This window comes from Nocardiopsis sinuspersici (assembly GCF_001998325.1).
Lineage (GTDB): Bacteria > Actinomycetota > Actinomycetes > Streptosporangiales > Streptosporangiaceae > Nocardiopsis > Nocardiopsis sinuspersici.
Map to the genome: position 1 here is coordinate 3,179,669 of NZ_MCOK01000001.1, position 12,539 is coordinate 3,192,207.

General features: G+C 73.0%; 11 protein-coding genes and 1 riboswitch. Of the genes, 8 read left to right on the plus strand and 3 right to left on the minus strand.

Annotated features, from left to right (window positions below; genetic code table 11):
* Nucleotides 1–193: 193 nt before the first annotated feature.
* A complete protein-coding gene (locus NOSIN_RS13650; RefSeq protein WP_171986593.1) occupies nt 194–571 on the minus strand; it encodes a helix-turn-helix domain-containing protein in 378 nt (125 codons plus the stop codon).
* Between the two features lie 125 nt (nt 572–696).
* Nucleotides 697–808: riboswitch (TPP riboswitch) on the plus strand.
* On the opposite strand from NOSIN_RS13650, the gene thiO reads away from it, so the two are divergent.
* From thiO to thiI, 7 genes are all read left to right on the plus strand, one after another.
* A complete protein-coding gene (gene thiO, locus NOSIN_RS13655) occupies nt 777–2,048 on the plus strand; it encodes a glycine oxidase ThiO (RefSeq protein ID WP_150285718.1) in 1,272 nt (423 codons plus the stop codon). It overlaps the preceding riboswitch by 32 nt.
* Nucleotides 2,049–2,050: 2 nt before the next feature.
* Nucleotides 2,051–2,266: a sulfur carrier protein ThiS gene (gene thiS / locus NOSIN_RS13660; protein WP_077691105.1), complete on the plus strand. Its 216-nt coding sequence runs from the start codon at nt 2,051–2,053 to the stop codon at nt 2,264–2,266.
* 2 nt (nt 2,267–2,268) lie between these two features.
* The gene (locus NOSIN_RS13665; RefSeq protein ID WP_077691106.1) at nt 2,269–3,048 is read left to right on the plus strand and encodes a thiazole synthase; all 780 of its coding nucleotides are present in this window, start codon (nt 2,269–2,271) and stop codon (nt 3,046–3,048) included.
* 473 nt (nt 3,049–3,521) lie between these two features.
* Complete coding sequence (gene pknB, locus NOSIN_RS13670; RefSeq protein WP_077691107.1) at nt 3,522–5,507, plus strand: Stk1 family PASTA domain-containing Ser/Thr kinase; 1,986 nt, start codon at nt 3,522–3,524, stop codon at nt 5,505–5,507.
* A gap of 134 nt (nt 5,508–5,641) precedes the next feature.
* Nucleotides 5,642–6,298 (plus strand): response regulator, encoded by a 657-nt coding sequence (locus NOSIN_RS13675; RefSeq protein ID WP_077691108.1) that lies wholly within the window; start codon nt 5,642–5,644, stop codon nt 6,296–6,298.
* A 151-nt stretch (nt 6,299–6,449) separates the two neighbouring features.
* Nucleotides 6,450–7,475 carry a 6-phosphofructokinase gene (locus NOSIN_RS13680; protein ID WP_077691109.1) on the plus strand — a complete coding sequence of 342 codons (1,026 nt, stop codon included), beginning with the start codon at nt 6,450–6,452 and terminating at the stop codon, nt 7,473–7,475.
* 406 nt (nt 7,476–7,881) lie between these two features.
* Entirely contained in the window at nt 7,882–9,171 is a 1,290-nt protein-coding gene (gene thiI / locus NOSIN_RS13685; RefSeq protein ID WP_077691110.1) for a tRNA uracil 4-sulfurtransferase ThiI, read from the plus strand.
* Between the two features lie 134 nt (nt 9,172–9,305).
* Here thiI and aroF read toward each other — a convergent pair whose 3' ends face one another.
* Entirely contained in the window at nt 9,306–10,352 is a 1,047-nt protein-coding gene (gene aroF, locus NOSIN_RS13690; RefSeq protein ID WP_077691111.1) for a 3-deoxy-7-phosphoheptulonate synthase, read from the minus strand.
* A gap of 335 nt (nt 10,353–10,687) precedes the next feature.
* Between aroF and NOSIN_RS13695 the strand changes: the two genes are divergently transcribed.
* Complete coding sequence (locus NOSIN_RS13695; protein WP_077691112.1) at nt 10,688–11,320, plus strand: molybdopterin-dependent oxidoreductase; 633 nt, start codon at nt 10,688–10,690, stop codon at nt 11,318–11,320.
* Between the two features lie 31 nt (nt 11,321–11,351).
* Here the strand turns inward: NOSIN_RS13695 and macS are convergent, their stop codons facing one another.
* Complete coding sequence (macS, locus tag NOSIN_RS13700; RefSeq protein ID WP_227014784.1) at nt 11,352–12,539, minus strand: MacS family sensor histidine kinase; 1,188 nt, start codon at nt 12,537–12,539, stop codon at nt 11,352–11,354.

The window sequence follows — 12,539 nt, forward strand, 5'->3', positions numbered from 1 at the left end:
GGCCGCGACGGGTGCTGCGCCGTAGGCGTCCGCTGAGGATCGCGGCGGGCGACGGCGTGGGCACGGGCCTCAGGCGTGGGCGACGCCGAAGAACCCCGGTCCTTGGCGCCCCGAGCCCTTCGTGAGGAACCACGGCCGGAGGCCGACCGTCGAGGATGGTGGAGGGTGACGGGCGGGCCCGCGGGCACGCGAACTAGAAGGCCATGCTCTGCGCGCGGCGGCGCACCTCGGTGCCCCGGTTCTCACGCATGGCCTGGATGGGCGTGCCCGGCAGGGAGTCGTCGGGTGTGAACAGCCAGCGCAGGGCCTCCTCGGTGGAGAACCCCGCGTCGCTGAGCAGCATCACCGTGCCCGGCAGTCCCTTGACCAGGTCGTGGCCGTCGACGAACGCGGCGGGGATGGACAGCTCACCTCCGCGGACCACGCCCATCAGTCGGTTCTCACGGATCAGTGTCTTGATCCGGTTCGGGCTCACGCCCAGCGGCTGGGCCGCCTCCTTGAGGGTCAGCCACTCGCCGACCAGTGCGTCGATGTCCATGTCGCTTTGTGTCACGGCACCAATCTGCCACATCCCCGCACGTGCGGTGCACCTGTGGCGCGGATGAGACGGCTCTCGGCTCGGAATCCGCCCGTTTCCCGCTCCGGCGGAGGCCCCAGGGCGTGTTCGGCGGACACGCCCTAGAATGGGGACGGACCCACACATCCCGCGGGAGCCGGGTGATACCCGGCTGAGAGGGAGGCTGGCAGCCTCCGACCGCACGAACCTGATCCGGATCATGCCGGCGAAGGGAGGGGAGACCAGCGCCGTGCGCACTTCGAACACCCCCCGCTCCCCCATGGGGCACCCCACCGACGGACGTGCCGGCGACCGCGGCGTCGTCGTGGTCGGCGGCGGCCTCGTCGGGCGTGTCACCGCCTGGCGCGCCGCCCAACGGGGGCTGTCCGTCACCCTGGTCGAACCCGACCCCGTGGCCGACCCGGCCGGGGCCCGCGCCGCCTCCACCGTCGCGGCGGGCATGCTCACCCCCGCCACCGAGGCGGTGTTCGGCGAGGAGCCCCTCATGGAGCTGGGGGTCCGCTCCGCTGCCATGTACGCCGACTTCGTCACCGAACTGGAGGAGGCCAGCGGCCTCGGCGTGGGCCACCGCGCCACCGGCACGCTCCTGGTCGCCTTCGACCGCGACGACCTGGCCGTCCTCACCGAACTGCACGAACTCCACCAGCGCCTGGGCATCGCCACCGAACGCCTGACCAGCCGCGGGTGCCGACGCCTGGAGCCGATGCTGGCCCCGTCCGTGCGCGGCGGCCTCCTGGCCCCCGACGACCACTCCGTGGACCCGCGGCGGCTGCTGCGCGCCCTGGCCGTGGCGGGCGAGCGCGCGGGCGTCACCGAGATCGCCGGGCGGGCCGAGGAGGTCCTCGCCCCCGGCCCGGACGGCACCCGGCTGGGCGTGCGCCTGGACGACGGTCGGCTGCTGCCCGCCGACCAGGCGGTCCTGGCCGCGGGCTGCTGGGGCGACGCGGTCGGGGTCCCCGAGCCGGTGGTCCCGCCGCTGCGCCCGGTCAAGGGCCAGCTGCTGCGCGCCCGGGTGCCCGCCGGTGAGCCGCCGATCGTCGGCCGGACGGTCCGCGGACTCGTCAGGGGCTTTCCGACCTACCTGGTGCCGCGCGCCGACGGCGAGGTGGTCATCGGCGCCACCCAGGAGGAGCTGGGCCACGACACCTCGCTCACCGCCGGGGGGCTGTGGCAGGTGCTCCGGGACGCACGCGAACTCGTCCCCGGGGTGAGTGAGCTGGAGATCACCGAGACCTGTGTGGGCCTGCGCCCGGGCTCACCCGACAACGAGCCCCTGCTGGGCCCCACCCGGGTACCGGGGCTGCACCTGGCCGCCGGGCACTTCCGGCACGGGGTGCTGCTGACCCCGGTCACCGGCGAGGTCATGGCCCGGGCACTGACCACCGGCGTCCTGCCGGAGTACGCCCAGCGCTTCGCCGCGGACCGGGTGTTCGGCGGCGGGGGCACGACGAAGCGGAAGCAGTGGGAGTAGCAGTGGAACTGATCATCAACGGCGACCGCCGCGAGGTTACCGACGACACCACGGTGGAGGCGGTCGTGCGCGACCTGACCGCCGCCGCGAACGGTGAGATCCCCGGCGGTATCGCCGTGGCCGTCAACGACGAGGTGGTGCGCCGCGCCGCGTGGTCCGACAACGCGCTGGGCGCGGGTGACCGCGTGGACGTCCTCACCGCAGTACAGGGAGGCTGAGCATGGCCGAGTACACCGCCCGCGCCGACGACCCGCTCGTGATCGCGGGGACCGCCTTCGGTTCCCGGCTGATCACCGGCACCGGAGGGGCTCCCTCCCTGGAGGTCCTGGAGGAGGCCCTGGTCACCTCCGGCACCGAGTTGACCACCGTGGCGATGCGCCGGGTCTCCCCCGCCACCCAGGGATCGGTGTGGGACATCCTCACCCGCAACAAGATCCGGGCGCTGCCCAACACCGCCGGGTGCTTCACCGCGGCCGACGCCGTACGCACCGCCCGGCTGGGCCGTGAGGCGCTGGGCACCGACTGGGTGAAGCTGGAGGTGGTGGCGGACGAGCACACGCTGCTGCCCGACCCCGTGGAGCTGTTGGAGGCCGCCGAGCAACTGGTGGACGAGGGCTTCGTCGTCCTGCCCTACACCAACGACGACCCGGTGCTGGCCCGGCGCCTGGAACAGCTGGGCTGTGCGGCGGTGATGCCGCTGGCCGCGCCGATCGGGTCCGGGCTGGGCATCCGCAACCCGCACAACCTGGAGCTGATCGTGGAGCAGGCCGGCGTGCCGGTGATCGTGGACGCCGGGATCGGCACCGCGAGCGACGCGGCCCTGGCGATGGAACTGGGCTGCGACGCGGTGCTGCTGGCCACGGCCGTGACCCGGGCCCAGGAGCCGGTACGGATGGCCGCGGCGATGCGCGACGCCGTTCGCGCGGGCCGCGGCGCCCGGCTGGCCGGGCGCATCCCGGTGCGCCGCCACGCCCAGGCGTCCTCCCCCGGGATCGACTAGCGCGGCGGCCGGGAGCAGGCCGGGGAGACCGACGAGAGTTGGGACACTCTCACGGACACACGCATGTGGCCGATGAGATCAAAGTGATTCCTGAAACCGATGTGGCGTTCTGTGCCCCTTCCGACCCCGACGGGAGGGGAACGGAGCGCCGTCGGCCCGGTCCGCGAGGGCGTCGACCGTGGTCAGGGCCGCCCCGCCGAGTGCGGCGTGAGGCGGGTGGTTCACGCCCGGGGCGTTTGGCCCCGTCCCCTACCGTGGAAAAGGTGTGCGCCCCGGCCGCGAGGGCAGCGCGCGCACGAAGACGACCCAGGCGCGAGCATCCCCACCAACGGTGGAGCGGGGCGACGCGACCGTGAACCGCGGGGCAGACTCCGCGCGGGCTTCCGCTATCGTGTCGGTTCGACACCCGGTGTCGGGTACGCGCCACCGGCCGCGACAGCCCGCGCTCCCCGCAGCAAGGACACTACTCCGCCGTGGACATGACGACTTCCGACCCGCTCGTAGGCACCACCCTGGACCGACGCTACTTCGTCGAGTCCAGGATCGCCGGAGGCGGGATGGCGACCGTCTACGTCGCCCACGACCTGAGGCTGGACCGGCGCCTGGCGCTGAAGGTGATGCATCCTTCGCTGGCGCAGGACCCCACCTTCGTCCAGCGCTTCATCAACGAGGCCCACTCCGTCGCCAAGCTCTCCCATCCCAACGTGGTCCAGGTCTTCGACCAGGGTGAGGACCAGGGGCACGTGTTCCTGGCCATGGAGTACGTTCCCGGACGCACGCTGCGCGACCTGCTCAAGGCCCAGGGGCGCCTGGCCCCGCGCGACGCCCTGAACGTGATGGCCTCCGTGCTGGCCGCTCTGGGCGCCGCCCACCAGGCGGGCATGGTGCACCGCGACGTCAAGCCCGAGAACGTCCTCATCACCGAGGACGGCCGGGTCAAGGTCGCCGACTTCGGCCTGGCCCGCGCCGTGGAGCAGTCCAACCAGGGCCTGACCCGTACCGGCACCCTCATGGGCACGGCCGCCTACCTGGCACCCGAGCAGATCGAGCGGGGCACCGCCGACGCGCGCAGCGACGTGTACGCGGCGGGCATCATGCTCTACGAGCTGCTCACCGGCGGCCAGCCGCACACCGGCGAGACGCCCATCGCGATCGCCTACCAGCACGTCAACGAGGACGTCCCGCGCCCCTCGCACTTCCTGCCGGGCCTGCCGCCCGAGGTGGACGGGCTGGTCACCAAGGCCACCGAACGCGATCCCCGGTACCGCCTGGGCAACGCGGGCCAGTACCTGGCCAAGGTCCTGGAGGTCCTCAACGTCCTGCCCGCCTCCTCCACGGCGGGCCGGGCCCCGCTGACGCCCGTCACCCCGACGGCGGCCACGTCCTCGGTCACCGCCCCGCAGCTCATCGCCGGCGGGGCCGGCCCGGGCACCGAGAACGCCACGATGATCGTGGACATGAACTCCGCCGGCCTGGACGGGGACGGATACGACGGCTACGACGATGACGACGGGTACGACGACTACCGGAGCGGACCCGACGACCGGCGCCGCCGCAACCTGCTGATCGGGATCGGCGCGGCGGTCCTGGCGGTCATCGTGCTCGGTTCGGGCTGGTGGTTCCTCTCCGGCCGCTACGCGGACGTTCCGGACGTGGTCGGTTCCGCCCCCGAGGCCGCACGGGAGCTGATCCGCTCCGAGGGGCTGGTCTACGTACTCTCCGACGAGACCGTCTACAGCGACGTCGAGGCCGGCGCGGTCGCCGAGACCGACCCCGCGGCCGGGGAGAGCCTGTCCCCCGACGCCGAGGTCACCGTCCACCTGTCCAAGGGGCCGCAGAAGGTGTCCATGCCCGACCTCGAGGGCGAGGACTCCGCCAACGCCCTCAAGCAGATGGAGGACCTCGGCTTCGCCCCGGAGAACGTGGTCCAGAAGGAGGTGGACGCCGAGGACGTCGAGCCGGGAACGGTGGTCTCCACCGACCCCGCGGCCGGGGAGGAGGCCGACCGGGAGGGGACGGTCACGATCTCCGTCAGCCGCAGCATCTCGGTGCCCCCCGTGGTCGGCCAGGACCTGGAGGGCGCGCGCACGGCCCTGCAGGACCTCGGCCTGACCGTCGAGGTGGTCGAGCAGGAGAGCGAGGACGTCGCCGAGGGCAAGGTGATCCAGCAGAGCCCGGACAGCGGCGCCGGCGTCGGCGCGGGCGACACCGTCACCCTGACCGTCTCCACCGGCCCGCCGGGTGTGGCCATCCCCGACGTGGTCGACATGAAGGTGAAGGACGCGCGCAAGGCCCTGGAGGAGGCCGGCTTCAAGGTCAAGGTCGAGAAGCTCTTCGGCGGCGACGTCGTGACGCACCAGTCCCACACCGGCAAGGCCCCCAAGAAGACGGAGATCACGATCACCGCGACCCCGGGCGGCATCGACCTGGGCGACTTCGGCGACCGGGGCGACGACTGACGCACCCCGGGGGGGCGCCGCCCCCGGAGCGTGGGAGCACGGCCTCGGGAAGGGGCGTGCGGGCAGGCCGGGCCCGCACGCCCCTTCGACGTTCCCCGGCCCCGCGCGGACGCGGGCGGGATAGGCTCACCCGCATGGAGAGCGAGGCTATCCGGGTACTGGTGGTGGACGACCACCCGATGTGGCGCGACGCGGTCGCGCGCGATCTCGGCGAGGACGGGATCGACGTGGTGGGGACGGCGGGCGACGGGGCCAAGGCGCTGCGCATCGCCCCGGCCGCACGCCCCACCCTGGCCGTGGTGGACCTGCACCTGCCGGACATGGGCGGGGTCGAGCTGACCGCGGGCCTGGTGGCGCTGCCCGAGCCCCCGAGGGTGCTGGTGCTGTCGGCGAGCGGGGCCGGCGACGACGTACTGGCCGCGGTCAAGGCCGGGGCGACCGGCTACCTGGTCAAGTCGGCGGGCCGTGAGGAACTGCTGGACGCGGTGCGCCGGGTGCACGCGGGCGAGGCCGTGTACACCCCGGGCCTGGCCGGCCTGGTGCTGGGCGAGTACCGCAGGCTGTCCTCGGCGGAGCGGGACCCGGGCCCGGAGGCGCCCGCGCTGACCCCCCGTGAGACCGAGGTGCTGCGCCTGGTCGCCAAGGGGCTGGCCTACAAGCAGATCGCGCAGCGGCTGGCCATCTCCCACCGCACGGTGCAGAACCACGTGCAGAACACCCTCACCAAGCTGCACCTGCACAACCGGGTGGAGCTGGTGCGCTACGCCATCGACCGGGGCCTGGACGGGTGACAGGCCCGTCCCCGGGGGCGCCTCCCGCCCCCGCGGCGCGGGTTCGGCCGGTGTTCACCCACCCGGGTTGGCCTCGGATCCCCGCGCCCACTATGGTCTAGACCATATGGCGCCATGCGCCCAGGAGCTCACAAGGTCGAGGAGAAGTCGAATGCGAGTCGGAGTTCTGACGGGTGGCGGGGACTGCCCTGGTCTGAACGCGGTCATCCGCGCCGTGGTCCGCAAGGGCATCAAGGACTACGGCTACGAGTTCATCGGCTTCCGGGACGGCTGGCGCGGCCCGCTGGAGGGCGACACCATGCCGCTGGACGTGACGGCCGTGCGCGGCATCCTGCCCCGGGGCGGCACCATCCTGGGCTCCTCGCGCACCAACCTCATGAAGATCGAGGGCGGCGTCGAGCGGGTCAAGGACAACATGGCCGGACTGGGCGTCGACGCCCTGGTCGCCATCGGCGGCGAGGACACCCTGGGTGTGGCCCGCCAGCTGTACGACCGCGGCGTCAACGTCGTCGGCGTGCCCAAGACCATCGACAACGACCTCAACGCGACCGACTACACCTTCGGTTTCGACACGGCCGTGAACATCGCCACGGAGGCGATCGACCGCCTGCACACCACCGCCGAGTCGCACCACCGCGCGCTGGTGGTGGAGGTCATGGGCCGCCACGCCGGGTGGATCGCCCTGCACTCGGGCATGGCCGCGGGCGCCAACGTCATCCTCATCCCGGAGCGCCCCTTCGACATCGACGAGGTCGTCAAGCACGTCGAGAGCCGCTTCGAGACCCAGTACGCGCCGATCATCGTGGTCGCCGAGGGCGCCCACCCCAAGGAGGGGCAGATGGAGCTGGCCACCGGCGAGAAGGACGCCTTCGGCCACGTGCGCCTGGGCGGCATCGGGCAGAACCTGGCCGAGGAGATCGAGAGGCGCACCGGCAAGGAGGCCCGCTCGGTGGTCCTGGGCCACGTGCAGCGCGGCGGCACCCCCAGCGCCTTCGACCGGGTCCTGGCCACCCGCCTGGGCGTGAACGCCATCCAGGCCGTGCACGAGAAGTCGTTCGGCAAGATGGTCGGCCTGCAGGGCACCGACATCGTCCGCGTGAACCTGGCCGAGGCCACCGACACCCTCAAGACCGTTCCCGCCGAGCGCTACGAGGAGGCCGAGGTCTTCTTCGGCTAGGTACCGCAGGGGCCGGAGGTTCCCGTACCCGCGGCGCCCGAGCACGAGGCGAAGCGCGGCGGAGCCCCAAGGAAACACGGCCCGGAAGCCCGGGACCCGGATCCTCCCGGGGCTCCCGCAGGCGTCGGCCGCCGGCCACACGCGCGCCGCCCCTTCCGTACCGGACCGCGCCCCTCTCCCAGCTCCCAGGGAGGGGGGCGCACCGCGTCCGGGGGCTCCCGCGGTCCCGGGCCCGCGCACACCCCTCCACGTGGTGCCCCTCACCGAGTGCGTACCCGAGAATGGACGGAGCGGTGGGGAGGATGTTCGATACTGGAAGACGGCGACGGGCGATCCCGGTCCCGCCACCGCCACCGCCACACCCGCCCCGCACCGGGGCACGAAGGTACTCACCGGAGGTAGCACCATGTCCGCGTCGCCTGAATCCGCGCCGCTCACCGCAGCCCAGGCCGGATCCGACGCCGGGCTCGGCGAGCTCTGCGTGCTCATGAAGCTCGGCGAGATCGTCCTCAAGGGCTCCAACCGCAAGCTCTTCGAGCGGCGGCTGCACAACAACATCCGCTCCTCCGTGCGCGACCTGGGCGACGTCCGCCTCTCCCAGCGCGGCGCGGGCGTGATCATCGTGCGCAAGCCCGGGGCCTCCGACCTGGAGATCGCCGAGATCGCCGACCGCATGGCCAACGTGATGGGCGTGGTGTGGGTGCACCTGGTCCGCCGGGTGGCCAAGGACCTGGACGCGATCACCGACATCGGCGTGCGCTCCATGGCCGGGCGCGAGGGCACCTTCGCCGTGCGCGCCCGCCGCCGCGACAAGCGCTTCGAGATGACCTCCTCGGAACTGGCCGGGTACCTGGGCTCGAAGGTCATCGAGGCGTACGGGTACAAGGTGAACCTCAAGCGTCCCGACAACACCCTGTACGTGGAGGTGGACAGGGACGAGGCGTTCGTGTTCACCGACGGCATCCCCGGACAGGGCGGCCTGCCCGCCGGGATGAGCGGCCGCGGCCTGGTGCTGATGTCGGGCGGGATCGACTCCCCCGTCGCCGCGCACCGGATGATCCGGCGCGGCCTGAAGGTCGACTTCCTGCACTTCTCCGGGATGCCGTTCACCGGCCCGGAGTCCATCTACAAGGCCTACAGCCTGGTCCGCCAGCTTGACCGCTACCAGGTGGGCTCGCGGCTGTTCGTGGTCCCCTTCGGCAAGGCCCAGCAGCAGTTGAAGACCTCGGGGATCGAGCGGTTGCAGATCGTCGCCCAGCGCCGTCTGATGCTCAAGACCGCCGAGGCGCTCGCCGACGACCTGGGCGCGGAGTGCCTGATCACCGGGGACGCGCTGGGCCAGGTCTCCAGCCAGACCATGACCAACCTGACCGCCCTGGACGACGCGGTGGACCTGCCGATCCTGCGTCCGCTCATCGGCATGGACAAGACCGAGATCATGGACCACGCGCGCCGGATCGGGACGCTGGCCATCTCGGAGCTGCCCGACGAGGACTGCTGCACCATGCTGACCCCGCGCCAGGTGGAGACCGCGGCCAAGATCCCGGACCTGCGCCAGATCGAGAAGCGCCTGGACGCCGAGGAGCTGGCCGAGCACCTGGTCTCCACCGCGCAGGTGCACAAGCCCAGCTTCCTGGGCGATGAGGCGCCCAGTCGCGTGGCCCCCGCGAGCGCGCCGGTGGCCACCCCCGCCTGAGCGGCGCCTGCCGTGGGTGCGGCTCCGCCGGGCCCGTCCCCGTGGCCGAGCCGCCCGGAGAACGGACCCGGGGGTCCGCGGTGCCCCGGCTCCCGGTGACGGGGTCGGGGCACCGTCGTCTCAGCTCCGCGACCTCATATGCGGGTCGGCTGGAGGTCGGGCGCCGGGGTGAGGACACGCCCGTTCAGGGTGGCCAGGGTGCCCGCCAGGTCCCGCAGCTCGGCCAGGTCCTCCCGCAGGAGGGCCTGCGGGCCGTCGCACAGGGCGCTCTCGGGGCTCGGGTGCACGTCCACGATGACACCGTCGGCGCCGACCGCGACGGCCGCGCGCGAGAGCGGCAGGACCAGGTCGCGCTTGCCGCCCGAATGGGACGGGTCGACGATCACCGGCAGGTGGGACAGGCTCTGGGCGACCGGGACGGCGCTGATGTCAAGGGTGTTGCGGGTGGCCTTCTCGAAGGTGCGGATGCCGCGCTCGCACAGGACGATGTCGAGGTTGCCGCGCTGGGCGATGTACTCGGCGGCCATCAGCCACTCCTCGATGGTGGCGCTCATGCCGCGTTTGAGCAGGACGGGCTTGCCCGCGTCGCCCACGGCCTGCAGGAGGGCGAAGTTCTGCATGTTGCGGGTGCCGACCTGGAGCATGTCGGCGTAGGAGGCGACGAGTTCGACGTCGGCGGCGTCCACGACCTCGGTGACGATGGGCAGTCCGGTCTCGGTGCGCACCTCGGAGAGGATCTTCAGGCCCTCCTCGCCCAGGCCCTGGAAGGCGTAGGGGGAGGTGCGGGGCTTGTAGGCGCCGCCGCGCAGCAGGGACGCACCGGCCTCCAGCGCCATCCGCGCCGCGGCGAGGGTCTGCTCGGGGGTCTCGACGGCGCACGGCCCGGCGATGACGGTGACGTTGTCGCCGCCGATGGGCACGCCGCGCACACTGACGACGCTGCGGCTGTCGTGGTTCTCGCGGCTGACGAGCTTGTAGGGGACGGAGATGCGCAGGACGTCGCTGACCCCCGGCTTGGCGGCCAGGCCCAGGTCCTGGAAGCGCTCGACGTCGCCGACGAGGCCGATGATCGTGCGGCTCACGCCGCGCGTCACGTAGGCCTCGCCTCCGGCGGAGGCGACGAGTTCGACGAGATCGCCGATGTTGTCCGAGGTGGCGTCCGGTGCCATCACGATGACCATGTGGGGTGTCCCTAGCTGCTTGTCGGTTGGAGGTCCGAACCGCGTGAAGCCCGGGACACGAGAAAACCCCGGGCTCTACCGGCCCGGGGTTCAAGTCGTCTGTGTCAGCGCAGCGCTTTACAGGCGACCGGGGTATCGGGCCGGTAGCCATAAAAGCGCCAGAAGTTTCGCTGCATGGCAGTGACTATAGCGCACTCCCCCCGGGTTCGCGCACGACCGGGGTGAGTGACCTGGCTCTCGTCGGCGCCTGGCAGGATGGCCGGACGCCGGGAGCGCGTCCCGCTCCGACCGGGCGGGCACGGCCCCGGGGGCCGAGAGACGAGCAGGGGGACGGATTGTCCGAGGGAACGGACGGGGGCGGCGCGAGGGAAGACCGGTCGCGGCTGCCTCCGGGCCAGGCGGTGCGCCACGAGCACAAGCCGCTGTACTACGGACCGGTTCCCGCCTTCCGCCCGCGAAGGTGGGACTTCCGGATCATGGGGGCGACCGAGGACCTGGGGTCCTACCGCTGGACGTGGGAGGAGTTCACCCGGCTTCCGCGTGTGGACTCGACGAGCGACTTCCACTGCGTGATGCGCTTCAGCATCCCCGAGGTGCCCTGGCACGGGGTGAGCGCCGCCGACCTGGTCGCCGCCGTCCCGCCCGCGCCCGAGGTGACGCACGTGATGGCCTGGGGCGAGTACGGCTACAGCGCGAACCTGCGCCTGGACGACTTCCTGTCCGAGGGGGTGCTGCTGGCCACCCACCGGGGCGGGGAGCCGCTCGGCCCCGAGCACGGTGCCCCGCTGCGGCTGGTGGTACCGCACCTGTACGGGTGGAAGAGCGTGAAGTGGCTGCGCGCGGTGGAGTACATGACCGCGGACCGCCGTGGCTTCTGGGAGGAGCGCGGCTACCACAACCGTGCCGACCCCTGGCGGGAACAGCGCTTCTCCCACCAGGAGGAACCGGGCCACGGCCCGCCCCTGTGAGCCTTCCGCGGCCGTCCCGCGCCGGGGCGCCTCAGCGCCGGGGAACGCGCATCTCCACCTCGGTGCCCTGCCCCGGGACCGACACGTACTCGACGGTGCCGCCCAGGTCGCGCAGGCGCCCACGGACGGACTGGGCCACGCCGAGGCGGCCGTCGGAGCGGGCCGCCTCCAGCCGCCCGGGCGGGATGCCGGGACCCTCGTCGCGCACGGAAACGGTCACCGCGTCCTCCTCGTCCTCCACCAGGACCCAGGCGCGGGTGCCCCGCGGGCAGTGCCGCCGCACGTTGTCCAGGGCGGCGAGGACGGCGGCGGCCAGCTCCTCGGCGGTGTGCGCGGGCAGGGTGACGGGTGTGGCGGGCGCCGACACCGACACGTGGACCGACTCGGTGCGGCGCACCAGCTCGCGCAGGTCCACCGACCCGCCGGCCACCGCTGCGCCGGGCCCTCCCGCGTCCGTGTGGCCGGGCCTCCTCCCCGCGGCCCCCTCCCCGTCCGCGGGAGCCTCCGAGGGCAGCCCGTCGGCGACCAGGGCGCGCAGCCGCACCTCCTGCTCACCGGCCATCCGTCCCAGCTCCGCGGCCTCTCCCCCGGCCTCGGCGCCGCGCCGCCCCACCAGGGACAGCACTTGCAGCACCGAGTCGTGGATCGAGCGGGCCAGCTGCTCGCGCTCGCGGATGCGCGCCTCCAGCGCGACCGCCCGGGCGAAGCGCTCCTCGGCCTGCCCGGCCACCCGGGCCATGTACCCGACGGCCAGCCCGGCCAGGAGGAGCAGCACCACGCCGCGGGCGGTCGCGGCGGTCACGGCGGCGCCCATGACCACGCGCAGGGTGATGTCGCAGATCCCGTAGAGCAGGGCGACGGTGGCCGCGCCGCGCCTGCCCCAGATGACGCTGGCCGCCAGGGCCGCCCCGGCGAACCAGTAGCCGCTCAGCGGCGGGGCCTGGGTGAGGTAGAACGGCGTGGCCGCGGCGGCGGTGGCGAACAGGCACGCGAAGGCCACCGCCAGGTCGGCGGTGAGCAGGCGCCAGGTGCGGTGCTCGGGCCGGGCGTAGCCGTACGTGGTGGCCACGGTCCACGCCGACATCACCGCCAGCACCGTCCAGGCCAGCCAGGGCCGGGACAGGTGTTCGTGGTGCTGGACGGCGAGGAGCAGGGAGTAGGCCAGGGCCGCCGCGCGAAAGACGGCGAAGGACCGCCAGAGGGGGACGTCGAAGCCCAG